This window comes from Aliamphritea hakodatensis (assembly GCF_024347195.1).
Lineage (GTDB): Bacteria > Pseudomonadota > Gammaproteobacteria > Pseudomonadales > Balneatricaceae > Amphritea > Amphritea hakodatensis.
Window position 1 is genome coordinate 2951771 of sequence record NZ_AP025281.1, and the last position, 24741, is coordinate 2976511.

General features: G+C 49.3%; 25 protein-coding genes and 1 tRNA gene. 12 read left to right on the forward strand and 14 right to left on the reverse strand.

Annotation, left to right across the window (positions count from 1 at the left end):
* Positions 1-20 precede the first annotated feature (20 nt).
* From PCI15_RS13630 to PCI15_RS13665, 8 genes are all read right to left on the reverse strand, one after another.
* The gene (locus tag PCI15_RS13630) at positions 21-332 is read right to left on the reverse strand and encodes a DUF1364 domain-containing protein (RefSeq protein WP_271270507.1); all 312 of its coding nucleotides are present in this window, start codon (positions 330-332) and stop codon (positions 21-23) included.
* Entirely contained in the window at positions 329-802 is a 474-nt protein-coding gene (locus PCI15_RS13635; RefSeq protein ID WP_271270508.1) for a recombination protein NinB, read from the reverse strand. The genes PCI15_RS13630 and PCI15_RS13635 overlap by 4 nt, the downstream gene beginning before the upstream one ends.
* Positions 799-1485 carry a replication protein P gene (locus PCI15_RS13640; protein WP_271270509.1) on the reverse strand — a complete coding sequence of 229 codons (687 nt, stop codon included), beginning with the start codon at positions 1483-1485 and terminating at the stop codon, positions 799-801. Before PCI15_RS13640 ends, PCI15_RS13635 begins: the two co-directional genes overlap by 4 nt.
* The gene (locus tag PCI15_RS13645) at positions 1485-2501 is read right to left on the reverse strand and encodes a helix-turn-helix domain-containing protein (protein ID WP_271270510.1); all 1017 of its coding nucleotides are present in this window, start codon (positions 2499-2501) and stop codon (positions 1485-1487) included. The genes PCI15_RS13640 and PCI15_RS13645 overlap by 1 nt, the downstream gene beginning before the upstream one ends.
* A gap of 117 nt (positions 2502-2618) precedes the next feature.
* Positions 2619-3305 carry a Gp49 family protein gene (locus tag PCI15_RS13650; RefSeq protein ID WP_271270511.1) on the reverse strand — a complete coding sequence of 229 codons (687 nt, stop codon included), beginning with the start codon at positions 3303-3305 and terminating at the stop codon, positions 2619-2621.
* 389 nt (positions 3306-3694) lie between these two features.
* Positions 3695-4549 carry a TAXI family TRAP transporter solute-binding subunit gene (locus PCI15_RS13655; RefSeq protein ID WP_271270512.1) on the reverse strand — a complete coding sequence of 285 codons (855 nt, stop codon included), beginning with the start codon at positions 4547-4549 and terminating at the stop codon, positions 3695-3697.
* 178 nt (positions 4550-4727) lie between these two features.
* Positions 4728-5051 carry a hypothetical protein gene (locus tag PCI15_RS13660; RefSeq protein ID WP_271270513.1) on the reverse strand — a complete coding sequence of 108 codons (324 nt, stop codon included), beginning with the start codon at positions 5049-5051 and terminating at the stop codon, positions 4728-4730.
* A 27-nt stretch (positions 5052-5078) separates the two neighbouring features.
* Positions 5079-5291, reverse strand: a complete 213-nt coding sequence (locus PCI15_RS13665) for a Cro/CI family transcriptional regulator (protein WP_271270514.1) — start codon at positions 5289-5291, stop codon at positions 5079-5081.
* 33 nt (positions 5292-5324) lie between these two features.
* Here PCI15_RS13665 and PCI15_RS13670 point away from each other — a divergent pair, with 33 nt between their 5' ends.
* The 9 genes from PCI15_RS13670 to PCI15_RS13710 all read left to right on the forward strand — a co-directional run bounded on the left by PCI15_RS13670 (position 5325) and on the right by PCI15_RS13710 (position 12851).
* A complete protein-coding gene (locus PCI15_RS13670; protein WP_271270515.1) occupies positions 5325-6053 on the forward strand; it encodes an XRE family transcriptional regulator in 729 nt (242 codons plus the stop codon).
* Between the two features lie 531 nt (positions 6054-6584).
* Positions 6585-6680 carry a YHYH domain-containing protein gene (locus tag PCI15_RS13675; protein ID WP_271274618.1) on the forward strand — a complete coding sequence of 32 codons (96 nt, stop codon included), beginning with the start codon at positions 6585-6587 and terminating at the stop codon, positions 6678-6680.
* 379 nt (positions 6681-7059) lie between these two features.
* Complete coding sequence (locus PCI15_RS13680) at positions 7060-7470, forward strand: hypothetical protein (RefSeq protein ID WP_271270516.1); 411 nt, start codon at positions 7060-7062, stop codon at positions 7468-7470.
* A 116-nt stretch (positions 7471-7586) separates the two neighbouring features.
* Positions 7587-8342, forward strand: coding sequence for a RecT family recombinase (locus PCI15_RS13685; protein WP_271270517.1), 756 nt, complete (start codon positions 7587-7589; stop codon positions 8340-8342).
* Entirely contained in the window at positions 8339-9958 is a 1620-nt protein-coding gene (locus tag PCI15_RS13690; RefSeq protein ID WP_271270518.1) for a YqaJ viral recombinase family protein, read from the forward strand. Before PCI15_RS13685 ends, PCI15_RS13690 begins: the two co-directional genes overlap by 4 nt.
* Positions 9959-9967: 9 nt before the next feature.
* Positions 9968-10468 (forward strand): single-stranded DNA-binding protein, encoded by a 501-nt coding sequence (gene ssb, locus PCI15_RS13695; RefSeq protein WP_271270519.1) that lies wholly within the window; start codon positions 9968-9970, stop codon positions 10466-10468.
* Positions 10469-10521: 53 nt separating this feature from the next.
* Positions 10522-11157, forward strand: a complete 636-nt coding sequence (locus PCI15_RS23735; RefSeq protein ID WP_376787813.1) for a DNA translocase FtsK — start codon at positions 10522-10524, stop codon at positions 11155-11157.
* 147 nt (positions 11158-11304) lie between these two features.
* The gene (locus PCI15_RS13705; protein WP_271270520.1) at positions 11305-11622 is read left to right on the forward strand and encodes a hypothetical protein; all 318 of its coding nucleotides are present in this window, start codon (positions 11305-11307) and stop codon (positions 11620-11622) included.
* Positions 11619-12851: a tyrosine-type recombinase/integrase gene (locus tag PCI15_RS13710; protein ID WP_271270521.1), complete on the forward strand. Its 1233-nt coding sequence runs from the start codon at positions 11619-11621 to the stop codon at positions 12849-12851. The genes PCI15_RS13705 and PCI15_RS13710 overlap by 4 nt, the downstream gene beginning before the upstream one ends.
* An 11-nt stretch (positions 12852-12862) precedes the next feature.
* Here PCI15_RS13710 and PCI15_RS13715 read toward each other — a convergent pair whose 3' ends face one another.
* From PCI15_RS13715 to PCI15_RS13725, 3 genes are all read right to left on the reverse strand, one after another.
* A complete protein-coding gene (locus PCI15_RS13715) occupies positions 12863-14035 on the reverse strand; it encodes an HNH endonuclease (RefSeq protein ID WP_271270522.1) in 1173 nt (390 codons plus the stop codon).
* Positions 14036-14249: 214 nt separating this feature from the next.
* Positions 14250-15299, reverse strand: coding sequence for a hypothetical protein (locus tag PCI15_RS13720; protein WP_271270523.1), 1050 nt, complete (start codon positions 15297-15299; stop codon positions 14250-14252).
* Positions 15300-15512: 213 nt separating this feature from the next.
* Positions 15513-15589: transfer RNA gene (locus PCI15_RS13725), tRNA-Val, on the reverse strand.
* Positions 15590-15868: 279 nt separating this feature from the next.
* Here PCI15_RS13725 and PCI15_RS13730 point away from each other — a divergent pair.
* The 3 genes from PCI15_RS13730 (at position 15869) to PCI15_RS13740 (ending at position 18407) form a co-directional block, all read left to right on the forward strand.
* The gene (locus tag PCI15_RS13730) at positions 15869-16783 is read left to right on the forward strand and encodes a transporter substrate-binding domain-containing protein (protein WP_271270524.1); all 915 of its coding nucleotides are present in this window, start codon (positions 15869-15871) and stop codon (positions 16781-16783) included.
* A 71-nt stretch (positions 16784-16854) separates the two neighbouring features.
* A complete protein-coding gene (locus tag PCI15_RS13735) occupies positions 16855-17403 on the forward strand; it encodes a heme NO-binding domain-containing protein (RefSeq protein ID WP_271270525.1) in 549 nt (182 codons plus the stop codon).
* On the forward strand, positions 17400-18407 hold the full coding sequence (locus PCI15_RS13740) for a sensor histidine kinase (protein WP_271270526.1): 1008 nt from the start codon (positions 17400-17402) through the stop codon (positions 18405-18407). The genes PCI15_RS13735 and PCI15_RS13740 overlap by 4 nt, the downstream gene beginning before the upstream one ends.
* Positions 18408-18464: 57 nt before the next feature.
* Here PCI15_RS13740 and PCI15_RS13745 read toward each other — a convergent pair whose 3' ends face one another.
* From PCI15_RS13745 to PCI15_RS13755, 3 genes are all read right to left on the reverse strand, one after another.
* Entirely contained in the window at positions 18465-21152 is a 2688-nt protein-coding gene (locus tag PCI15_RS13745; protein ID WP_271270527.1) for a bifunctional diguanylate cyclase/phosphodiesterase, read from the reverse strand.
* Between the two features lie 388 nt (positions 21153-21540).
* A complete protein-coding gene (gene nosR, locus PCI15_RS13750; RefSeq protein WP_271270528.1) occupies positions 21541-22833 on the reverse strand; it encodes a response regulator c-di-GMP phosphodiesterase, NosR family in 1293 nt (430 codons plus the stop codon).
* Positions 22834-22871: 38 nt separating this feature from the next.
* Entirely contained in the window at positions 22872-24740 is a 1869-nt protein-coding gene (locus PCI15_RS13755; protein WP_271270529.1) for a sensor histidine kinase, read from the reverse strand.
* Position 24741: the final 1 nt, after the last annotated feature.

Genomic DNA, 24741 nt, shown 5'->3' on the forward strand with positions numbered 1-24741 from the left:
TAACTTACCGTTGATGGAATTCACGCCGCCCCCTTTACGGTTACCAGACCCATATCAACCCAGATGTTCAGAGTCCGGTTCTGAGCCCGGCGCATATAGAATTCACGGTCTTCGTTGCTGATCCGGATTGATGAGCGGTTGTCGATAACGTCATGACATGCTGAACAGGCAAAGCAGGCGGATATATCATCTGCTTTCAGACCCATGCCGTGGCTTTCACTTGGCAGATGTGCAAGCACGGTTGTTTCGCTCTGGTAATTACAAATACCGGCAATCTGCAATGTGCACTCCTGCCCCCGGGCTGATTCACGAAGATGCTTTGAACGAATCATGCTGCCTTGTCCCCTTCCTTAGCCCGTTCATCATTCAGCCACTGCAGATACTCCTGAATCATGGTCACGTTGCGCTCTGACCAGTGAACGCCATGCTCAGCACCAAAGGCGTACATCAGCTCTATAAGCTCAGCGAAGGTACGCTTCTTCATATTTCGGGTTGGCTTACCCAGCACGACAAAACCACCATCAATGCCGGGGACTGTCTTCTGCTTAAACAGTGACGCGGTGAAGATGTTCTTCCAGCTCTCTGTACAAAGCTTTTCGCCGTACCAATCAACCTGAAAACTGACATCTGCCAGCATTGCCCACATTTTGGCATTTTGATCCAAGGTACGTTTTTCACGGCCAAGGGTTAACAGTACCGGACCAGCAGTCAGTCCCTTGTTTACCAGTTTCCAGACATGCATCATCCGATCACGCTTTACGGTTTCGTTCTCAATTAGAATCTGAAGATCGCCTTTACTCATGCTGCCCCCTTGGTCGAAAACATGGCTTTCATTTTGCTCAGTTCTTCCCGGCCGGCAGCTTTGGTCTGCTCAGTAACCACCGGCATACCGTTCATGTGATGTTCCAGCTGGTTAGCAGCAGGCACAGGCATCTGAAACTGTTCGCCACGTAAAGCTCGAATGCATATTTCGCTATAAACCTTCTTGAACACCGGGAATGAGTAGCGCTGTACTTCACTGCGCAGTTTTGTCCAGTCGCTTTCTTTGCCGGCTTGGTAAACCGCTCCATGGCTCCACCGGTGCTGACTGATGCGGTGGGCGTTATTGCAAGCCTCACGGTAAGCAGCTTCCAACGAAGGCAACCCCAGCTCTTCAGGTGTCGGAAAGCACCAGGCTATGAACTTGCCCGGTGACGGGAAAAAGTCGGAAGGGTCTTGGCGGGCCCGGGAAATGCCCAGCTCAATCATGCCCATGTCAGACAAGCCGGCATCGATAAATGCCTTGGTCCAGGAGCGGCGGGCTTCATTCAGCGCTTCAGAGGATGGGAATGCAGCCTTCCATGCCGGAGAGACAGACTGCAGCGCTTTGAACACCTTGTTGATGTGTTTGGCAGTCTCTACGCTGGCATAGCTCGCCTTATCGTCGAACTTACCGGTGCGGATAGCGTTCATTGCTGGGTTAGTCAGAGCGTTAACAGACTTCATCACGCATCCTCCAGCTCATGAATCCAGCCAGTATCATCGAAGTCTTCAGCGGTGGGCGCAGTAATACTGCCAGCCGGCGACTTAGGCCCGGTTGCTGGGGTTGATTCGTTAACAGTCCAGTCGTTTTTGTAATGCTCACCGGTACCGAAGAACGTGCACATCTGCATCGTATACGGGGTATGCAACTGACCACGCTGTTTGCAGTACTTGCCGTAACGGAACATACCGGCGATCAGGTCATTCCAGGTTGCGCCCTCTTTGATACGGGCCCGGCAGTGAGTCAGGGTTTTACGCTTGTTATCAGAACCTTCACGGCGTGGTCTGCGTTGCCACATCCACTCGAACTCTTCGGGGTAATCGGTAACAGTCCGCTTAGCCGGTAATTTATCGGTCGTCTCAACGTTAGTTGTGACAAGAGAGGTATTACTACAGAGGTTAGTATTAGAATTATTGTCTTCTTGTATAGTGGGGAATGCCTTGGGTTCCGTGTGGGGGAGCGCCTTGGGCGTTACGTCAGCGCAGCCCTTTAATTCCGGGGCTTCCGCTTGGGGATCATGTGGGGGAATTGTGTGGGGGATCTGTGGGGGAATTTTTGACTGTTTTTCGCCCTGATACTTACCCCAGTTCACAATGGTAACAACAGAACCGGTACGCCCACCTTCTGACTGAATCATCCCCTCACGGACAAAGTAATCCAGCGCCCCACGAATAATATCCCGGGTAATAGGAAGCACACTCTTATTGAACTGATTCATGATCACGCGCTGACTGGTAATCAGTTGGCCGGGTTGCAATGTAATATCCTGCCGCCCCAGACGGGTTTTACGTGGCTTGTGGGTCGCTGTATGCAACAGGTAATCCCATACGGCATACTTAACCGGACAACGCGCAAAATCGCTCTCAAGGCGCTTGCGATACGACTTAATCCAGCCGGTGTCTACGGCTTCCGTTTCCTGATCCACCTTGGTCTGACGCCTCGCTGTATCAAATTGCAATATTTGAGCTGTGTGTGTCATACTTAAACCTCAGTTGATGAAAAACCGCGTAGGGGCTGCAACCCCAGTTATCGCGGTTTTTTGTTGTCTGGAAGGTCATTCCCGTGTCCAGCAAGATTCAGGGAATGACCGCCTTACTTACTTCAGCGCGTGTACCACCGCACGGAATAAGAAATCCTTCGCCTGCTGCTCAATAGGCAGCTGATTAAACGGCACCATACAAGGGTGCGTCTTCGCTTCAGGATCCTTAGTTTCGCCATACACCCAGCCGTCAGCCTTCTTCTCAGCCATCCAGTTGATGTGAGAAAGACCGGCATCCGCATCAGGGTTCATCAGGTGGAAATTAACGCCATTGATTGCAGAATCACGCTGCCAAGCGGGTGCCTGGCTCCATTCTTCCTGTGACATGTCACCCATGGCTTCACAGTAAGCACGGTTTATCTCATGAGCGACGCGAGCAATATCAGGTAGGCTGACGCAACCAAACTTCAGGGTGTAGCCTTCCAGTTCCCAGAGCTTGTCGCGGGCAACAGCAGCAGCCTTTTCAATGGCATACTTACGGCCCAGCTCTTCATCGAAGTTTTTAGCATCGACACAGGCGGTGATTTCCTGACAAAGCGTGAAACCATGAATCATGGCAACCGCTACAGTGGTGGTCGTACCTGGTACGACATAGGTGTGATAATCGACAGCCGCCATAATGGCATCGATACTTTCTTTGGTTACCCGGGGAGCGGTCAGCCCCTTCTGAATGATGTCAGCTTCCATCGCAGCATCAACGCCAGCAGCATCACCGGTAGGCTTAGTTTCCGTTACATTGGTCATCGTGAAATCCTGTATTGAGGTTTTTAAGAAGGGCCTATTGGATAACGCGAGTATTCAAGCCCTCACCGTCGCACGGCGAACCTATCGCCTCCCGGCGAGTTACTGCGATCAGAAAACATCTACCTGATCAGCCCTTTACTGGTAGGTCAGGGTTGTTCGGCCAACCACCCCCGGCATCGCTGCGCCACAGACGGGTTTTAATACTGCAACTAGGTAAGACCCAATCAACTTATCCCGGCACCCAGAAAGCCCCAGTAAAGGGGCTTGTGCTGAACGCAATTTCTGCTTCAGGATTTCTTAAACCAGTGGATGATTCGCTGCCATTTACGGCCAAGAATGAAACCGAGAATCAAAGCAGGAATAACCATTACCAGCGCGAAACCAGTCACCTACTTAACCCCACGTAAAGCTTTAGAAGTGCCTTTCCTTACCGCCTTTACCAGCTTTGAGCTTTCAAGGTCGGTCGTATAGACAGCCAGTGCGCGAACACAAACCGTGTCCGGATCAGAGAAGCCTGTAAGGCCATACGCCTGCTTTTGCGTGACTTCGCAATTTGCATAAAGGGCTTCACCGTTTACATCTTCAGCATCATTGAAATCGCTATCTGAAGCAGACCCCACCATGACAAGGCCTTTAAACGACTTGGCCAGATCTTGCGGGATAGATGAGCCTACGTGTAACAGCCCAGCCACCTTGCGCCCTTCATGGCGGCCATCAGCAACAATGTCGAAAGCCTCTTCTAAGTCCATTGCATAAATTGCAGTCTTCAGGTTCTTCTCATATCCCCCGTCTTCCTGCACAAACGAACTCATCGTGATTTCAGCGCCAGAGCCTTCAACTAAAACCAGAGCGGCTTTTTCGTTACCTTCAATTTCATCAAGGTCGTCATAACCGTTGTCGATGTTGTACACCCAGAGCACATATTCGGTGCCTGCGCTCTTGGTCTTAATCGGCACGTTAACCGGCATGACATTTAGCGCATCTGCCTGAACCATAATTAACTGAGCATCGCCATCGTTCATGCGGGTGATGTTTTCTGGCGAGCCCGTCGAATCAATGACTTCGATATCAAGCCGGACATCCATCTTGTCAGCAGCTTTCAAAATCTGATTCTTGATATTTTTGCCTTTCGCCCAGTAACCGCCCTTCTCAACACCTGTTGAGATAACGAAGTCATCTGCGGCTGCCGGCAAACTGAAAGCAGCAAGAGATGCCAGCACAAAAGCTATTATTAATTTCTTCACAATCGCCCCCTGTTGGGTTGGTTTATTTTTCGGGAAAAAGTCCCTTTGCTTGCTTTAACCTCAGACTGAGATTAAGAATTTTTTAAAGCACCCTCTCAGAAGATGCTTTAAAAAAGACCGGTACCCGGAGGAACAGATAACCGGCCAAGCCACAGCCCAGAGGATGGCTCCACCCACCTCAGTGCAATTCGGTACTCACTACGCGGTTATTTTGAAACTTGGCAACGCAGCGTAAGAACATGGCGCGCTGATCCGCGCTATCCGCGCTCTGGTTTTGCTTTTCAAAGCCAAACTCTGGCGCCATAGTGTTAATGAATTCTTCAACACGTTTGCTCATGACAGGATCAAAGCCACTGGCCTTATCACTGCCGCGAATGTAATCAATCAGCTCATGGACATATTGAGATGCAGAAATACCTAAAGCTTTGGCCTGCTCATGAACGTACTGGTGATTTTCTTCGGAAGTGTGACTTGTCACTTTGAATATTTTTTTGTCTGACATGAGAAAGTCCTTTTCAGTATTGGGGTATCAGGCAGCTTTCTGAGGCTCGTCTGCTACAGTTGTGATTGCACCCTTAGTGTCGACGTATAACTTCAATGCGCGGCGTTCCGGCAAATACTCACCCCACTGACTTATAGCGCCGTGAGTGATTCCAAGAGCTTCAGCAAGCTTTTGAACTCCGCCTTTCCCCCAGCCACCGAAGAAGTTAACTGCATCTTCGGTCTTGATCTTGATTTCCATAAGTAGCTCCGAATTTTCGGCAAAGAGGTCTTTATGAACGAAAATGTTAGTTTACTAGCAAATACTATGCAACCCCAACTAACCAATTTTGTTAGTAAAATAACTTCCATGAGCATTGGTAAAAATGTCCGGGCACTCCGGAAAGAGCGTAAATGGACTCAAGAAGAGCTGGCGCGACGCATAAACATTAGCCGCGGTCGAATAGCTCAGATTGAGAAAGATCCTAACTCTGACGTTAAGGCTGAAACTTTACTTAGCCTGGCTAAAGCGTTTGGATGTTTACCGGCAGACTTAAGCCAAGGTTGGGGAAAATCAGCCCCTATCCAGCCTGTCGAGCCCTTCGTTGATATCCCTGTTTTGAGTGTGGAGCTATCTGCAGGATTCGGCACCTCGTCAGATCAAGAGGCAGTAATTGAAACTATCCAGGTACCAGAATCCCTTCTTGACGAGTTCAACGTAAACTCTTTAAGCGCCCGAATTGTTTCCGTTAAAGGTGACTCAATGGAAACAACTCTTAGGGATGGCGACCGTATTATTGTTGACACATCTCAATCCCGGCTGACAAGCAATAGCATTTACGCTTTTGCTTTCGATGGTGAATTGAAAGTTAAACGCTTTATTAAAAACTTTGATCAAAACTGGACAATTCGATCAGACAATAATTTTGACCCTGCGTATCAGGATCAAACTGTTGCCCCTCACAATATCGGTCAACTGACAATAATTGGTAGAGTTGCAGGCATACTTGCCAGAAAGCTATAATAAATGTTCTGATTTGATTGAGCAGGAAGCTGTCGCCCTCAATATACTCAAGGAATGATATATGATTAAAACCACCCTTTTTGCATCACTGTTTGCTTTAGTTTTTTCTTTACCTTCCCACGCCGAGTGCTACGGTTCCGGTTCGTACAAAACATGCTATGACAATTCTGGCAATACGTACGATGTTCAAAAAATCGGAAATTCTACATATCTTAACGGCAGAAACAGCAACACAGGATCAACCTGGTCCCAAGACTCCACCACTATAGGTAATACCACATATCAAAACGGGCGCGCTTCAAACGGAAATTCCTGGAGCGGCACCTCAACAACCATCGGTAATACTACATACCATAACGGAACGGATAGTAATGGTAATTACTACAACAAGACTTGTAACCAATACGGCTGCAATTAAGTAATTACCGCGTTATTTTTTCCGAATATAAACCAGTAGTGTTAAGCCGTCGCTACTTTCAAGCCAGTACATGAAAAGGAAATATCATGAAAAAGCTGATTGCAATCGCATTTATGGCGCTTTTTACAACATCCATAGCAAGCGCCCACTCAGGCGGAACTGATAGCAACGGATGCCACTCGGGAACCAAGGCATACCACTGCCACTAACTCTTACCTCTTCAAAACCTAAACCCGCCATCTGAGCGGGTTTTTTTTCGACTCCACGAACTGGCCATTAAATTTTAAAAAAACCACTTGACGCAAAAATGCTAGCAAACTAACATTTACTCCAATGCTAGTTAACTAACATTTGTTACTACTTGCTAACAGGACAGTTTGAGGAACACATGATCGTACTTAATTCAGTAACTCATAAACCTTTCTCACTCCCGTCACTGCAGCGAGCAAAGCGCCTGGCTAACTGGCGCGCCAAATTGGCAAAACGTGAGCTGGATGATAGAGCCGAGTTCCCCGCGGTTCTCATCCGGTTCACTGAGCCATCACTTTTACAGCGCCTGCTTAAATCAGTCGCCTAAGGGAGATAGCCATGATTAACGCATATCAACAAAACGTGCTCATCAGCGGCCCAGAAGTACAGGAAGACACTGCAACGATCAGCCGCCAGGGCCGCATTGAAGCACTAGCTTCGCAGGTGCTGAACGGCGAACCGCTTTCGTATTTCGATGCAGAACATAAGCGCTGCTCTCTTAACGAATCCGCGGTGATTGAGCGCTTTATGGAAAACACGTTATCCGGCGGTAATGACACGCTGGAAGAAGATATGAAAGCACTGAAAGCCGGTGTCTGGGCAATCAAATCAGCGCGCCTCGGCCTTCAGGCGGATCTGACCAGGCTAATGAAACAGGCCGCTGTACAGCTGGTTGACGAGCATTACGAATCAATCCTGCAAGAGCTTGAACTGCTCAGCGACTTTTTAGGCAGGGACTACGCAGCATAGAAGCATGACCACCGATAAGAAAAAACAGACTCAGCGCGAGCAAAAGCGTAAAGCACAAAACAAGGCTGCTGAATACGCTCAGAGCTTACCGATTAGCAAAACCCGGAGATAGGGATATGACACAGCAATCCACGCATTACCAGCCACCAGCGGTTCTGAGCAACCTTGCGCAGCGTCTGAATATTGATGCCGGTGAAATGCACGGCATCGTTATGAATACATTGATTAAGGCCAAAGGAAACAATGGCAATCAGGTAAGCAACGAAGAGTTTGTAACCTTCTTGGCCATTGCCAACGAATACAAACTGAACCCGCTGACCAAAGAGATTTACGCATTTGCGAACCGGGGCGCTATTCAGCCAATCGTGTCAATCGACGGCTGGCTGAAGATCATCAACGGACACCCTCAGTTCGACGGTATGGAGTTTGAAGACAGTCTTGATGACAAAGGCAAGCTATCTGCCATCACCTGCCGAATCTTCCGTAAAGACCGCACCCGGCACACAGAGGTAACCGAGTATTTCAATGAATGCGCCGGCACATCTGATCCGTGGAAAAAATGGCCAGCCCGTATGCTTCGCCACAAAGCGACCATTCAGGCTGCCCGTTATGCATTCGGCCTGTCCGGAATCGTTGATCCAGATGAAGCGGAGCGCATCGAATCAGTACAGCCGAAGGATGTAAGCCCTTCTGCATCAGAGCCAGAAGCAATGCCCTTCTACTCCGCAGATGACTTCGAGAAGAACTTTCCAACATGGAAATCCGCTATCGAATCAGAAAAGCGGACACCGGACCAAATCATAGCAATGGTCAGCAGCAAAGCTCAGTTAACCGACGAACAGCAACAGCAAATTAAGCAGGTGGCAGCATGAAGATTTTACAGTTAATCCAAGGGTCTGAAGAGTGGAAGGCATCACGCCTGCACTACTTCACCGCCTCTGAAGCCAGCATTATGATGGCGTGTTCCAAGAGTGTGAAGCGTAACGAACTGCTTCAGATGAAAGCGCTGGGCACCGAGCAGGAGTTCAGCAGCTGGTTCCAGGAACACGTTCTGGATAAAGGCCACGCAATTGAAGCGCTGGCACGCCCTATCGCTGAAAAAATCATTGGCGAAGAGCTATATCCGGTCACTGGCCTGACGGAAGACGAAGTGCTGCTGGCATCATTCGACGGCCTGAACATGATGGGCACCGTTGCATGGGAATGTAAGCAGTACAACGCTGAAAAGGTTGCCAGCATCCAGGATGGCAAAATGCCAGAGGCGGACCGCTGGCAGGTCGTTCAGCAGCTGATCGTCAGTGAAGCGGAAAAGTGCCTGTACATGGTCACCGATGGTACGGAAGAAAATACCTATACCTTCTGGTATGAACTGCAGCCAGGCGATGAAGAACAGCTGCGCGCCGGCTGGGATCAGTTCGCGACCGATCAAGCCAACTACGAACACGTCGAAGAAAAGCCGGTGCCTGCGGGTGCCGATATCGAAAACCTGCCGGCCCTGTCAGTAAACATCTCCGGCGAAGTGCTGGCCAGCAACCTGCCCGAGTTTGAGCAGAAAGCAACAGCCGTCATCAACAGCATTAAAACGGATCTGCAAACTGATCAGGATTTTGCTGATGCCGAAAAAGCAGTGAAATTCTGCAAAAACGCAGAGGATCAACTGGGCCGGGTGAAAGAGCAGGCGCTGGCAAGTACCGCCAGCATTAACGAGCTGTTCAAAACCATTGATCGCATCAAAGAAGCGACCCGGCAAAAGCGCCTGAGCGTCGACAAGCTGGTGAAAGAGCGAAAGCTTGCTATCCGTAGCGATATTGTTTCAAGCGGTAAGCTGGCCCTGAGCAAGCATATCGGTGATCTGGAAAAATCCCTCGAGGCCATGTTCGGGAATAAATACCCGGTCCGGATACCTGCTGTTAATGATGATTTTGCCGGTGCAATTAAAGGTAAGCGCACCATTACAAGCCTGCGCTCCGCCGCTGATGACCTGCTGGCGGCGTCCAAAATCGAAGCCACCCAACACAGCAACCTGATACAGAAGAACCTGACAGCACTTAATGAAGTAGCTGAAAGCTATCACCATCTGTTCAGCGATGCATCCACCCTGTCCCTGCTGGCTACTGAGCACGTTCAGGCAGAAATCAAAAACCGCATCCGTGACGAAGATGACCGGCTGGAACAAGAGCGTGAAACCATCCGCTTACAGGAAGAACAGCGTATTCGGGAAGAACAGGAAGCAGCTGCTAAACAGCCTACTACAGCTACTGAGGAGCCTTCACCGGCAATTGCTGAGCAGTCTATACCGGTAACCTCTACCCCTCGCTTTCAGACACCCACACGCCGCGGCGAGCCACTGGCTGATGCAAAGTGCCTGAATGCAGCTATCGGTTCCTGGGGAGTTCGTAACATAGTTTCAGCATCTGCCATGGCTGAGCTGAATGAGATCCTCACTAAATACAACGTCAACACTGCTGCACTGCATGATGCAGCCTAAGAGGTTCCCATGGCTCGCGGCGTAAACAAAGTAATCCTCATCGGTAATCTGGGCAACGACCCAGATACCAAATACATGCCGAGTGGCAACGCCGTAACCAACATCACGGTAGCCACTTCGGAAAGCTGGAAAGACAAGCAAACCGGCCAACAGCAGGAACGTACCGAATGGCACCGTGTGGTGTTCTTTAACCGTCTGGCGGAAATTGCCGGTGAATACCTGCGCAAAGGCTCAAAGATTTACTTGGAAGGCTCTCTACGAACCCGCAAATGGCAGGATCAAAGCGGCCAGGATCGGTACACCACTGAGATTGTTGCCAGTGAAATGCAAATGTTGGATGGCCGTAACGATAAAGGCGGCGGACAACAGCAGTATCAGCAAGGCGGTTATCAGCAGCAATACCAGCAGCAGGCACCGCAGCAGCAGTACCAACAGCCGCCACGGCAACAGGCACCAGCACCACAACCGGCGCCAGGCATGGATGATTTCGACGACGACATACCGTTTTAGCGAAACGGCTAATTAAACAACATTGCAACTACAACCCCACAGGAACCATTTCAATGAATGCACTAACCGATACCGAAAACAGCGAAACCTTAATCACCTCCGTTGAAACAATGCAGGCGGATTTAATGGGTATCATCGTCCGCTGCTGTAAAGCAATGCCTGATGTCTGGCAGAAAATGAGCCAGGCCACTCAGGACGACTTTCTGGAAAGCATCGATAAGCAAACATCTGAAGCTGTTGAAACGTGCGTAAAGCACATCTCTGCTAACGGTCGCCCATTTGTTATGGCAACCGTGGATCAGGTTGTCTTCAAAGGCGGCATTGAAGCCAAGATGAAAATTGAACGTACCCTCGGCGAAGATGGCGCACCATCCGGCGCTCACGAACTGGCTGATCAGACTGGCCAGAAAGTAATGATCATTCTGCCAGGCATCGAAGAATATGAATCTGATGAGCGCGACAAACCGATCTCTGAAGATGATCAGCCGGACCTGCTTGATTCAGCTAATGACCCTCTGTACGACGAAGCAGTGAAGTTCGTACAGGAGGAACGAAAAACAACCATATCTGCTGTTCAGCGTGATTTGAAGATTGGTTACAACCGCGCTGCTCGTCTCATTGAGATGATGGAGCAGGCAGGTATTCTCAGCGCACCAAACGAAAACGGCGCCAGAGAGATTTTAAGCTAATGGCTTCTTGCCCTTACTGCGATGGGATATGCAGAAACCTCTGCATATCTCTACACAACTCAGATATAGAACGACGTCACCCCTACCCTCACTTCGAACCCGCCCCGGTAGAAGTGCTGCAACCGATGTTAGCGAGGCTAATTTAATATGACTACACAACATCTGAACCGAAGCAAATGGCCAAAGAAACAACCGGTCGCTGAGTACATTCTTCAGAACTACACTGAAGGCGGTGTAAGCAATGCATCCGTTGTACGCCAAATCAAGAAAGGCACTGTCCCCGGCATTAAGTTCGGTGGCCGCTGGTATGTCTATGTCCTTCCGGACGGATCACCGGCATGGGGATACAGTGAAAATCAGCCTGCTGCGCCTCAGGCTGAAAAATCAGTCAGGCTAACCGGCAACCCGGTTGCTGATGCAATCCTGGCAAAAACCGCCGCTAATACCGGAATGAAAGTAGCATGAGTCCACGCCGTAACGACAAGGCCCCTCACCTTAAAGTGGTAAACAAACCTAATGGCCGTAGGTATTTCTATTACAGAATGCCTAACGGCGATCTGGAACCACTTAAAACCGACAGTGAGCAGGAAGCCATTGAGGCAGCCAATGCGCTGACAACGGCGCTAAGGGCTTCAGGCACTCTGGTTGAGAAGGTACTAAACCTTGCTGACAATCCGCAGCCATACAACCCCAGAAACCCGCCGATGATGCAAGTGATCGACGAGTACATGAACAACATGCTTGCCGTAAAACTTGAGCAGGGAAAAATCAGTCAACAGACGTTTGACGGTAAACAACTAGTTGTGAATGAGTACAACACCTTGTTAGGTAAAACCCCCTGCCAGCAGGTAACGACTTTCGACCTGGCTCAGCACTTAAAGTCTAGGTCTGGCCACGTCCAGAACAAACATATACCTCTGCTGAAAGAACTGTTCAGATATGCGATTGCAGAGGGATACAGAGACAATAATCCAGCAACTGAATTACAGCCTAAGGTTGCCGAGCCTCGCCAGCGCAAACGGCACACACTGGAAGGCTTTCAGAAAGTCCGGACATTCGCACCAGAGTGGATTCAACGCACTATGGATATTGCTCTGTACAGCCTGCAGCGCCGGTCTGACCTCATCGCAATGCACCGCGATCACGTCAATCGTGCAAACAAATCAATCAAAATCCTGCAGCAGAAAACCCGTAACTATTCGAACCCGGTTTATATTCAGATATCGATGGGTGATGCACTTTGGAATGCAGTTGATTCGTCATTATCCAGTAACATTCCCTGTCCGTATCTGGTGCATTGCCGGCCGGTCCGGATGTCAGCAAAAGTCCGGGATGCGAAACCCCATCCTTTCGCCGTTCTGCCTGACTACCTGTCAAAGCAATTCAGCAAGGCTCGGGACGCTTCCGGAGCATACGATCACCTGCCGAAAAGAGAACGTCCGACCCTACATGACATTCGTGCACTGGGGATCTTGATGTACTTCAAAGCAGGCTATTCCCTGGAATACATCATGGCCCTGGCTGGCCATGGTAAAGTGACAACGACTGAACACTACATCGCCGGCCACGAACAAATACGACCAGTCGCCGTTAATGCAGACTTATCTCTAGACCAGGTAAATGTTGATGAGATTGACTGGAACAACACCCTTCTCCCCCCAGAAATCGCAAGGTTAGTTGATGAGGGGGAGTGAACGATATCTAGCTACGTCACAGATAAAGTTGCCAATTTTGCCTTCAGTTCTAAATTATATTCCGCAGCAAACTTGGAATAATGTGCCTTCCGATGGCAGTTCGGACATAAAGCAATCACAAAGTCAGGATGATCAGGACCACCATCTGATAATTTGTTTACATGATGCACTTCGAGATACGGGGCATTTTGAGTTGTCTCGAAAGGAGCTGGTAGTTTGCAGCTTTCGCAGCTTCCTGCAGCTCTTCTCAAAGCATAATTTTTAACAGCAAAACTGCGTCGATAGTACTGTTTCTGTACATCTTTTGATTTACCGCTCCATGTGGCAGCCTCCATTGCTAACTCTCGCAGCCTTCCCAGATCATCGATTTCATCAACTTCATTCTCTAACTCTGAATTTGAAGTAGATGCCATTTCTTCGATAGGTACCAGATCGAATATTATTAGCTCTCGCTCATTACCATCTGTATCTACACCTCTCGTAGTGTCATGACCTGTATAAATCATCTGACCTTCGAAAGTAACATAACTTCTTTTGTCAGCCTGCTTAAATAGCAGAAGATCTTTACCAGCAGCTACATGTCCGATGATCGACATGTTATTGGAATTTAACGCCATGTCTCCACGCTGCCCTTCACCCGCATATCGAAAAACGCCATCAACCCATCGGTCTTCATAACCATGTTGTTCTCCACTTTCACCGGTAAAAATGAAAACTACTTTTTGCTTTGCTGACGGCGCAATTCCACTTTGCCTGGAACCTCCCCATAAATCATGAAGATGACTACGCTTATATAATCTTCCTTTTATAAACGGGAGAACCCCTGAAGGGACCAACGCCTTCTTACTTTGCCATGATGTACGTATCTGATCGCAACGTTTTTTAAGCTTGAGTGAATTGCTGCCGAATTTATCCCACACAGCAATGGCTGATTTAGGGACATTATCCAACTGATTATTGGCAATACGACGAAAATTCCCAACTCTAGATCGAACACCATCCGGAGGGCGATAAGAAGCGTCTCGCTCCCAATCTAAATTCAAAGGTGCTTGCCGCAAATCCTCGCTCAATTTTACGATTGAAGGATGGGTAGCAACCAAATCTTGATCAAGATTTGATTGATAGGTATGAAGCGCGAGCACAAGCTCTTCTTCAGACCAGTCAGCTCCGCCACGTCTAGGCATCCTTTCTTTCCTTTCCATTACTCAAGTACAGAAGATCAAAATCTATCAGCATGGCCGCTGACGAACAACTAACTAGATCAACCAAAACCTTGAATTGCAGGTATAGAGGCAAAGTTCTTTTTGAATGTAAATTAGCGGATTTTTTGGCACTGACTTGCAAACTTTTTGTCATGACAGGCTTTGCTTGCCATGACATCGATAAGCTGGAAGAAGCTTATTCGTACTGCAGCTCACCAAATAAAGTTCTCATGTAATCACCTCTGAGAATATCAAATGGTAATTCAAGGTATTCTCTCGGATCTCTTGGTGTAGCTTTACCATCATTAGGCGCATTCTTTGTATGACCCTGGACTAACTCACCATTCTCTTTGATGTATGGTAATACAACGATTCGTCCATGATTTTTTGAAACAATCGTACCTTCAGCCCATAAAGCTATGTTTGCCTTTTTACTATCTGAATAATTCGCTTCTTTAACGATCCAGCCTACTTTCTCGTTAGCCTCGTACCAAAAAACGAAACCTCCAGCCACGATCACCTTACGACCATCACGTAAAGCTTCATCTAACATTCTTTTAACACTAGCCTTCGCAAGCAATTCATTAGCCCTTGGCAATAACTCAGCACGGATGGCGGCTTTTGTCTTACCCCAATGAGCAGTACCGCAATAACCAAAGCCACGTGCAATCCTTTCTCGATAGCATGCTTGCTCTGATTTAGTGTACTTATACAATTCAGTTGACCAATCACTCTCCCCCTTACGGGCAAGAATTGTATGTTTAACACGAGCAATCTGCAGATAAGGCATTTCTTGCAATTGGCTATGCAGTTCCCCACGTAAATGCTCGTGCTTTTCAGATAGAACCAGACTATGGATACTAGGGCGCTCGGCTTTTGAATGCTTCTCCTTAGCAACCTCTAACATCAACAACTCTTCTTCAATTAGCCGATCTCTAGACTTTAACGCTTTATCTACCTTCAATCGAAGAGATAGCCTTACTTCATCTTTTACAGCCAAACTATCTATGTTCAATAGCAATGCAGGGTTCCTGTCTCTAGCTACACTTTCCGCTTCCTTAAGGTCGCTGTATAACTCAGGCTTTACCCAATCATTTCCGCCTTCTATAAAGTACTTGTACCAAGCTAAACTACCATTTTTTTTTAGCTTGTAGGCATGCATCATCCAACAATCGAACTGAGGAGAATAATGAGGCCATAAACCTAATGTTGGTAACTCATATCCAGCAATCTGTTCCAGTAACATTCACGGATTCCTTTTTCCTTGTGATTGCAGCTACTTTAACTGCAATGACACGGGTCAGGAAGAGTTGGCTAGATTGCTAATACGAGGAGGGATCCAAAGACAAAAAAGAACTTCGATCAGAAACGTTTGGAAACTGATTGGAAACTGATTGGAAACTGAAAAACTGCAGGCGAAAAAAAACAGACATAAACGTCTGTTTTTCTTGAAGAATTTTGGTAGGACTACCCAGATTCGAACTGGGGACCTCTACCATGTCAAGGTAGCGCTCTAACCAACTGAGCTATAGTCCTGAAGTGGGGTCGTATTATAGGCAAATCATTGCCGGACGCAAGCAGTTTTTACCGGTGTTTTTAATAACTTATCCTTCCCGAAAGGCAGATCGTCAAATTTTCTTATTTAAATCCCCTGTAATTCAGCTGCAGCTCATAAAACGCCCGTTAGACTTTAGTCAATGCTCAGCTTCTGACTGTTCCTTTGCCCAATTAACACATTATTCACACTTGCACCCGTTCAGCCATGTATACTTTTCCATTCCAGACCGCTGAAGCATTTATCTGACAGGTTGTTTTATGATTGCTGTTGTTCGCTCTCTGGCCTGTGTACTGCTTTTGCTGTTCGGTACCTTCGTACACAGTACGCCTCTGACACTGAAATTCTTTCAGACCGACTCCCGGTACAGCTACCGGATCGATCTGCTTAAACTTGCGCTGGATAAAACCGCCGCAACCGATGGCCCCTACCTGCTCAGCCCGATCACTGAAGAAATGACCCAGGCTCGTGGTCTCCAGTCACTGGAAATGAAACAGGGCATTAACATTGCTTTTCTTTCCGCAACGACAGAACGGGAGGCACGTTTTCTGTCGGTCAAAGTGCCTATCCTTCAGGGCATTCTCGGCTACCGGATTGCTATGATTCACCTCCGTCAGGCGGATGTATTTGCCGGCATCAGCAGCCTGAACGATCTGCGCCAGCTAAATGCCGGATTCGGCAGTCACTGGGCTGATCTCTCCATTCTCAAGGCGAATCAACTGCCAGTCACAGGCGTTGCCCGCTACCCTAATCTGTTTTCTATGCTCAGCGCGGGTCGCTTTGATTACTTCCCCCGGGGCATCAATGAAATCTATAAAGAGCTGGAAGAACGAAAACCGGACTATCCGCAATTAACGGCGGATAAGGGATTTGCGCTTTACTACCCTTACCCGGTTTTTTTCTACGTCAGCAAAGATAATCAGGCACTGGCCGACCGTCTGCAGCGCGGTCTCGAACAGGCAAAAGCCGACGGCTCTTTCGACCGGTTATTCATGCAGTACCACCGGGAAGTGATTAAACAGTCCGGTCTGAAGCACCGGCGTATTTTTATCCTCAACAATCCGGACCTCCCCGCAGATCTGCCACTCCCGAATACCGGTCGGTGGTTAAAAAAAGCATTTGAGGATGGGCATGGCAGCATGCCGTCATCTTCTCAACCCGCAATGGGTAATTAACGTACTGCAAATCGCTGAATTCCCGTTATATTTAAAGGATATAGGTGAACAGCTGCGTCAGGAGGACGTCCATGAAAGGAGTTATCTTCAACATTCTTGAAGAAATGGTCATCGAGAAATGTGGCATGATGGCCTGGAACGATATTCTCGGCACACTCGGCCAGGACGGCATCTACACCGCCGGCAAAAGCTACCCGGATGATAAGCTCTTTGCACTGGTTGGTGAAGTGTCTGCCCGGCTGGAGCTACCGGCTGAAGCGGTTGTGGGTGCCTTCGGTGAGTTTCTGTTTGACCAGCTTGCCCGCCGCTATCCGGTATTTCTGGAAACCCAGCCGACCCTGAAAGACTTTCTGAAAAGCATCGATTCCGTGATTCATGTAGAAGTCCGTAAACTCTACGAGTCTCCGGACCTGCCATCGATTATTTGCCATGAGCCTGACGATCATACCCTTGTCATGGAATACCGCTCCCCCCGTCAGCTTTGTCTGCTGGCTGAAGGGCTGATTCGCGGTGCGGCCAGCCGTTACAACGAGGCAATTGAAATGACACATCCGGTCTGCACCCATCAGGGGGCTGATCATTGTGATTTAATCATCCGGTTTACTGAGCAGACAGCATGAACGACGAAGCACAAGCCTATAAGACGGCCTATGCCCGGGAAAGGGCTGCCCGTCTGGAAGCTGAGCAATTGCTGGATGATAAAAGCCGCGAGCTTTTTCTGAAAAACCAGCAGTTAGAGGCGTCTAACAAACGGCTGAAAGAACAGCATAACGCGCTGATGCGTAACGAAAAGCTGGCAACGCTGGGCACCCTGTCTGCCGGCGTTGCCCATGAAATCAATAATCCGCTGGCATTTGTTTACAGTAACCTGGGCAGCCTGAATGGTTATATCGGGGGATATCAGAAGCTGCTGCAACTGGTACTGCGCTGGCAGACTGATGAGCTGCTGAAACCGGAACAGGCTGAGGCACTCACCGGGCTGATAGAAGCCGAAGATCTGGTGTTTATCAGCGAAGACATCACCGGCCTGCTGGCGGACTCACAGGAGGGTCTGGACCGCCTGAAAGACATCGTACAGAACCTCAGACGCTTTGCACACTCACAGGATACTGACTGGGAAGATGTGGACGTTATTGATGGTCTGGAAAGCACTCTGAAAATTCTCAACAGCCAGCTGAAAAACACCGTCACTGTTGAAAAACATTTTACAGAATTACCATTAGTGCCCGGCAAAGCTAACGAACTGAATCAGACCTTTCTCAATATCATTGTGAATGCCTGCCACGCCATGAAAAACACAGAACGGCCACTGCTGCGCATTGAAACCCGAACTGAAAATGAAGCAGTCCTTGTTCAGATTACGGACAACGGCTGCGGGATGGATGAAAAAGTACTGAAATCCCTGTTCGATCCTTTCTTTACCACCAAACCTGTGGGCGAAGGCACCGGCATGGGAATGTCGATCACCTATTCCATCATCAAAAATCATCAGGGGCGTTTGAAAGTGGCCAGTAAGCCGGGGGTTGGCAGCCGCTTCAGTATTTATCTGCCACTTAAACGGGGCGAATCTGCAGCCAGCGATCCGCTGTCAGACCCTCAGGAACTGACAGAAGAGTCAGTTTAATACCGCGACAGGAAATCAAGGCCAGGTGGGCTTACAGAGTATGTGGACGAATTCTTGCTAGTCAGTCAATCCGGGCTGCGGCACAGATACCCCATCTTCAACAAGGTCTTCTGACGGCACTGATGAATCCATAACCTGAGCATAAAAAACCTCTGCAGACATTGGCCGGCCAAGCAGATACCCCTGCACCGCATCGCATCCGGCGGTGTGCAGGAAGTCATACTGATAAACGTCTTCCACCCCTTCTGCAACCACTTTCAGCCCCAGGCCTTTGGCCATCGCAATTGAGGCAAGAATCAGTTTCTGATCGCTCGGATCGCTGGCCAGATCCCGGACAAAGCTGCGGTCAATTTTCACCACATCAAACGGGAACTGTTTAAGATAGCTCAGGGAAGAATAGCCGGTGCCGAAATCATCCATCGACAGACAAATACCCATGTCCTTGATTTGCTGCAGAACGGTTTTTGTACTGGCATCGTGCTTAATCAGCAGACCCTCGGTGATCTCAAGGACTAACTGATGAGCCGGGAAACCACTGTTTTCCAGTGCCTGATGCAACACCTGCACAATATGGCCGTCTTTAAACTGCCGGGGCGATACATTGATTCCCAGCGTAAACTCACCGTTAAGCTGTTCGCTCCACTGCTTCGCCTGATGACAGGCCTGAGTCAGAATCCATTCTCCCAGCGGGACAATTAAGCCGGTTTGTTCCGCAACCGGAATGAACACATCCGGCGGTACCATGCCGAGCTGTATATTATCCCAGCGTACCAGTACTTCTGCGCCCAGCAACTGCTGCTCTTTAAAAGAATATATCGGCTGAAAGTTCAGATAAATCTCATCCCGCTCCAGCGCACCGCGTAACTGATCTTCCACTTCCAGCCGGTCGGTAATCTCGTTATTCATTTCCGGTGTATAGAAGGCAAAGTTGTTACGCCCTTCCGCTTTGACGTGATACATGGCGGTATCAGCCTTCTTCAGCAGCTCTTCCGGCTGGGTGCCATCCTGCGGCGCAATCACCAGACCAATACTGCCAGAAATGAAGTAACTGCGGCCCTGCAACTGAAACTCCATCGCCAGTGCCACCAGTATTTTTCGGGCTATGGCTTCGGCGTCCGCCTGGCTTTGCTGATTTTCCAGAATCAGGATGAATTCATCACCGCCGTAGCGCGCCAGCGTATCGTCTTCGTGGATCACATCCTGCAATCGCTGTGAAACAGATATCAGCAGTTCATCGCCAACTTTGTGCCCCAGGCTATCATTGATCTTTTTAAAATCATCCAGATCAATAAACATCAGCACAACAAAACCATCATTCAGCGCTGAGCGGCTGATTGCCCTTTCCAGACGCTGGGTCATCAGGGTACGGTTGGGCAGGTTTGTCAGGGCGTCAAACTGTGCCTGATACCGAACCAGCTTTTCACGCTGCCGGCGTACGGTAATGTCCTGCAGGTTGATGATTGTTGCGGGGCCATCATCCAGGATGATGTGTTTAGTATTCAGCTCGACCGGAAAACTCATCCCGTCGTGGCGAACGGCCTCAGCTTCAATATGCTGTTCACTGTTAGCCATCGCTTTTGCCACCCGTTCAGTCTGAGTGCTGCCCCACAGGTCGGGCATTTCGGTACTGAGTAATTCATTGCGGGTATAACCAAACATACCTTCGGCAATTTCATTGAAATCAATGATCTGATTGCCCCGCAGCAACAGAACGGCTTCACTGCCGGTCTGGGTCAGCTGCCGCAAACGGGACTCACTGATACGCAAATCATGAATTTCACGGCTCAGCTCATGAATATACGTACGCCCCTTACTGAGTAGCATCCAGGTAATCATCGTCAGAATCACCGCCATCAGCGTCAGCAGTGTCAGCACCGATAAATCGGAAAAATGGCTGGAAGGTAAATAGTTTTCATCTTCGAGATACAGCCAGCGCCACCCGGGCAGCCGCTCAATTTCAGCCGTCGATACCCGATAATTATTGCCAAACTCATCAGTCACATCAGGTGAGCCGTTTTTCCAGACAAAGGGTAAGGTTTCGGTGACTCTCTCACCAAACTGACGCCCGTCAACCAGCAACTGTTGCTGCCAGCTGTCCAGCGGATTCATGCTTTTAAACACCCACTCCCGGATATTCGATGCCATCACAATGCTGTCCGGTGATAACAACACCATCTTGCCCGGCACGTCAGTAAACCGTTCTTCGAGGCCGGTAATATCTATCTTATTAACGATGACCCCCAGCAACTGACCCTGTTCACCGCGGACCTGATGGGAAAAATACAGGCCCCTTTTTTTAGTACGGTACCCCAGCGCCAGATACACCGATGAAATCCCTGACAGGGCCTGGCTGAAATACGGACGGTAGGCGAAATTATTCCCCAGTATCTGCTGTTTCAGCGGATTATCATTCACGGCCACCATATAACCGTCGAGATCCATCAGATAACACAGGGAAGCAGAATTAATATCACAGATACGGTTAAGAACCGGCGTAGGGTCTTCACCAGGGCTGGAGTAGAAACCGGTGACTTCTGTCAGGCTGGCCTGCAGACTTAACTGCCGGGATTGTGCCCGCAGATATGCATCCAGCTCTGCATTTACTTTTTCCACGTAGCTGTCGGCCCGCTGCCGGGACTGGTATTCAGCATCTGTTTCAAGTAACCAGATATAGCCGACTAAACTGCCAAAGAGCGTCAGAAGACAGAGTAACGCCAGAGAAAACTGAATGGTTTTAAGCTTCATGACACAGGTTTATGAACTGACCGGTTGGGTTGGAATTAACATAAGACCTCTCTGTAAGCGTGATTGCCGGAACGCCAGAGGAGTCAGAGAATCAATTGAGAAAACATAAAATGCCGCTATTACATGCATAGTACTGCTCCGGGAATGCTTACCGGTGATTTCCACATCCGTTAAACATCCCGTGTTTCCGGCAAACTGATAATTTTCTGCGCTGTCCGGACGTAATTACATGAACCTTAGAGATAAGCCTACAACGATACTGACCGTTTATCTGCGTATGAAGCCAGATAACTCACCAGACTGGGTATACCCTGTCATAAAATCAAACAGTTATAGTACAGCCAGTGGCTGACTCTGCCCTTAAGAACCGCCCATATAAATTGGCCGCTCAGGCCCGGCCAGACTTACGTTGCTGTATGTAAATACGAAAATGCTCGCCCAGATTAAATTCCATCTCCCGCAGGCGCTCAATCGCCACCTCATCCATCACCATGCCGGCACTGAGCAACAGGACATGCTGCTCACTGAGCAGATCACGGGTCAGTTTCATCCCCGGTTTAAGCTCTACGCTGCCAATGTATTCATCCTTAAGAGCCGCACCCTGCTTATTAAGTTCCTGCAAAGCTTTAACCAGTGTTTTCAGCGCTTCAGGGTTATAACGCTCGGCGGCGGTTTCCTGCATATAGCGGATGGCTTCTGCGGTACTGTAAGCCCGCTCGGAATAATGGCCGTTCACTAATTCCACATAATCATTTACGACACACAGATACTGCGCCCCAAGGCTGATGTCGTCACTTTTAAGGCCTGAAGGATAGCCACTGCCATCCAGATATTCTTTATGCTGGGCAATAATCTTACCGGCGTCGTAAAGCGGCTTTACCAACATAATCTGCGCCTGAGCCAGCAGAGGATGCCGGCGGTACAGACGCTGTCGGGCCGGGGAGAGTTGCAGATAGGCGGGCTTAATGAGCTGATCATCAAAACTCAGTTTACCGATATTACGCAACTGCCAGGCATAATAGAGCTGCTTTAAATCCCCGCCCTTCAGAGGGCTTAACTTAGCGACCGTGACCATCAGTTTATTCAGCCTGACGTTGTCTTCCGCCAGTTGCCCCAGACGGCGGGCAGTCAGCGCGGAAAACATCCGTACCACCGAACGGTAACTGCTTTTCAGCTCGGTATGGCTGTGCAACAGCCGGGCAGTTCTGTCTTCAACGGCACCGGCCAGTTTACGGGTCAGTTTTTTCAGCTGTTTATTGCTCGCCAGCGTCAGCGCGTGCAGCTGTTCGTTCTCGCGCTTTAACTGTCCCAGCTGCAAGCATTTTTCTACCGCCTGCAGCATCTCATCATCTTCCCAGGGTTTGAGCAGAAAACGGCTGACCTTGCCTTTATTGATGGCCCGGACCGTTACTTCAGATTCAACCGACGCCGTCATGCCGATACGTTCCGTTTCCGGCCATCTGGCAGCCACTTCACTGAGAAATTCATCACCACTCATATTTGGCATATTCATGTCACTGATCACCAGATCCATGGGGCTGTCCGCCAGAATATCCAGACCGGCACCACCGGATTCGGCGCAGTGGATCTGGTGCCCGGCAGGTTCCAGCAGGGCTTTTAGCGCCGCCAGATATTCAACGTCATCGTCCACCAGAAGAATTGATCGGTTATCAGTATCCATGCCGCTCCCTGTAATCAGGTAAAACCTGCCGGTTGTATTTAATCCTGCTGTACCGCTTCTACATCTGCCGGCAATGAGATACGGAACTCCGTCCCCTGACCCGGCTGACTGGTAACCTTTATAGTGCCGCCATGCTTCTCAATGATGCCATGGCTGATCGAAAGGCCCAGCCCGGTACCCTCACCCACTTTTTTACTGGTATAGAAGGGCGTAAACAGGTCTTTCATGTTGTCGGCCGCAATCCCGCAACCTGTATCCCGGACGCTGATTATTATCTGACCATCACAATACCGGCTGGCAATGAATATATCCCCGCGGGTCTCAATTGCCTGTACGGCATTCATCAGCAAGTTAATAATCACCTGCTGAAGCTGGCCCGCATTGGCGTCGATCTCCGGCAAATTATCATAGTCTTCATACACTGATGTTTTATATTTCAGCTCATTCCGGATCACTTTGAGGGTATCCTGAATAATGATATTCATATCCACCCGGGCCATTTCAGTTTCACCCACATGGGCGAAGCTCTTCAGGTTAGTCACGATATCCGCCACCCTTTCAACCCCGGCCCTGGACTCACAGATCAGCTGAGGTGCATCTTCCAGTACATAGTCAATGTCAGCGCTTTGCCTCAGTTCTGCCAGCTGCTGACGCTGTTCAGGGAAAGCTTCAAGCCATGTATCACTGTGCCGGTCAATGAATTGCTGATAGTGCAACACAGAAGCCAGATAACCCTCAAGGGTTCCCAGATTACTCTTTACATAGCCGATAGGATTATTGATTTCATGGGCAACCCCCGCTGCCAGCGTACCGAGGCTGGCCATTTTTTCTGCATGCACTAACTGATCCTGACTTTGCTGCAGCTGCCGGTTCATCCGGGCAAGGTCCTGGTTTGACTGTTTTAGCTGCTGTTCCCGCTGGTCGATCCGCCGTAACATCCGGTTAAACCCCCGGGCCACATCCTGAACTTCCCGCCAGGCACTGGCTTCATCAATCGGGTCCTTGTTTTTACGGATACTCAGACGGCGTATTTCCTGCTGCAGATACAGGATCGGGCGGGCAATCGCCCGTTGTCCCCAGCGATAAGCCAGCAACACCATCACAATGGCCACCGATGCCACCAGCAGTACCAGTTGCAAGAGAATTTCCCAGCGCTGATTATGCAATGCGGTATCATCTGCCTGAAACTCAAAACGCAGATTCTGCGACGGCCAGTCAGCCAGATACACCGCCCCGTCAGGTTGTGGCTGGCCATAATGCGCAACTTCCTGATCGCCCTGCAGCAGGCGAATATACATATCGCTGAGACGTTCATTAAGCTGATAATCATTGCTCATTGCACTCAGGGGAATTTCTGTAATCAGTGCCCCTTCTGCAAACCCCTGATATTCCACCGGAATAACAATGCACCAGTAATATTCTCCCCGGATGGCATGCAGCATAATCAGTTCAGATACTTCACCACTGATCACCTTCTGCATCCATGGGGCATGGCTGTAATCCGCTTCCAGCTCCGGCCGGGTTGAATAGACCGTCAGGCCCTGAAAATCCACCAGGGTTTCTTTATAACGGCGGCCGATCACCGACAGATTTTGCATAAAATCACTGACGTAGCCACGCATCTGCTCAGGCTGCAATACCCCCTGACGCATCACCGGAAAAGCGGCATGATCCCGCAGAACAATTAACTGGTTAGCAAGAAAGCGCTCGAACTCTGCCACCAGCGTCTGACTTTCATGGCGCAGATGCTCCTGCCGCAATTCCTGCATGACACCGTTAATCCGCAGACCGACCAGGACGACTACCAGAACCCCCATGACAGCAATACTCAGGGCAGTCAGGCGGGCAACCCCTCTGGCAATACTGGGTTTACGTGTTTTGCGCTCAGGCGCTTGCCGGACAGACATA

Coding starts and splice junctions, on each gene's coding strand:
- PCI15_RS13640 (WP_271270509.1), bottom strand. CDS start 1,485: ATGAAGTCTGTTAACGCTCTGACTAACCCAGCAATGAACGCTATCCGC.
- PCI15_RS13670 (WP_271270515.1), top strand. CDS start 5,325: ATGAACGAAAATGTTAGTTTACTAGCAAATACTATGCAACCCCAACTA.
- PCI15_RS13635 (WP_271270508.1), bottom strand. CDS start 802: ATGAGTAAAGGCGATCTTCAGATTCTAATTGAGAACGAAACCGTAAAG.
- PCI15_RS13745 (WP_271270527.1), bottom strand. CDS start 21,152: ATGAAGCTTAAAACCATTCAGTTTTCTCTGGCGTTACTCTGTCTTCTG.
- PCI15_RS13690 (WP_271270518.1), top strand. CDS start 8,339: ATGAAGATTTTACAGTTAATCCAAGGGTCTGAAGAGTGGAAGGCATCA.
- PCI15_RS13685 (WP_271270517.1), top strand. CDS start 7,587: ATGACACAGCAATCCACGCATTACCAGCCACCAGCGGTTCTGAGCAAC.
- PCI15_RS13720 (WP_271270523.1), bottom strand. CDS start 15,299: ATGTTACTGGAACAGATTGCTGGATATGAGTTACCAACATTAGGTTTA.
- nosR (WP_271270528.1), bottom strand. CDS start 22,833: ATGGATACTGATAACCGATCAATTCTTCTGGTGGACGATGACGTTGAA.
- PCI15_RS13715 (WP_271270522.1), bottom strand. CDS start 14,035: ATGCCTAGACGTGGCGGAGCTGACTGGTCTGAAGAAGAGCTTGTGCTC.
- PCI15_RS13660 (WP_271270513.1), bottom strand. CDS start 5,051: ATGTCAGACAAAAAAATATTCAAAGTGACAAGTCACACTTCCGAAGAA.
- PCI15_RS13710 (WP_271270521.1), top strand. CDS start 11,619: ATGAGTCCACGCCGTAACGACAAGGCCCCTCACCTTAAAGTGGTAAAC.
- PCI15_RS13740 (WP_271270526.1), top strand. CDS start 17,400: ATGAACGACGAAGCACAAGCCTATAAGACGGCCTATGCCCGGGAAAGG.
- PCI15_RS13730 (WP_271270524.1), top strand. CDS start 15,869: ATGATTGCTGTTGTTCGCTCTCTGGCCTGTGTACTGCTTTTGCTGTTC.
- PCI15_RS13665 (WP_271270514.1), bottom strand. CDS start 5,291: ATGGAAATCAAGATCAAGACCGAAGATGCAGTTAACTTCTTCGGTGGC.
- PCI15_RS13630 (WP_271270507.1), bottom strand. CDS start 332: ATGATTCGTTCAAAGCATCTTCGTGAATCAGCCCGGGGGCAGGAGTGC.
- PCI15_RS13705 (WP_271270520.1), top strand. CDS start 11,305: ATGACTACACAACATCTGAACCGAAGCAAATGGCCAAAGAAACAACCG.
- ssb (WP_271270519.1), top strand. CDS start 9,968: ATGGCTCGCGGCGTAAACAAAGTAATCCTCATCGGTAATCTGGGCAAC.
- PCI15_RS13755 (WP_271270529.1), bottom strand. CDS start 24,740: ATGTCTGTCCGGCAAGCGCCTGAGCGCAAAACACGTAAACCCAGTATT.
- PCI15_RS13645 (WP_271270510.1), bottom strand. CDS start 2,501: ATGACACACACAGCTCAAATATTGCAATTTGATACAGCGAGGCGTCAG.
- PCI15_RS13680 (WP_271270516.1), top strand. CDS start 7,060: ATGATTAACGCATATCAACAAAACGTGCTCATCAGCGGCCCAGAAGTA.
- PCI15_RS13675 (WP_271274618.1), top strand. CDS start 6,585: ATGGCGCTTTTTACAACATCCATAGCAAGCGCCCACTCAGGCGGAACT.
- PCI15_RS23735 (WP_376787813.1), top strand. CDS start 10,522: ATGAATGCACTAACCGATACCGAAAACAGCGAAACCTTAATCACCTCC.
- PCI15_RS13735 (WP_271270525.1), top strand. CDS start 16,855: ATGAAAGGAGTTATCTTCAACATTCTTGAAGAAATGGTCATCGAGAAA.
- PCI15_RS13650 (WP_271270511.1), bottom strand. CDS start 3,305: ATGACCAATGTAACGGAAACTAAGCCTACCGGTGATGCTGCTGGCGTT.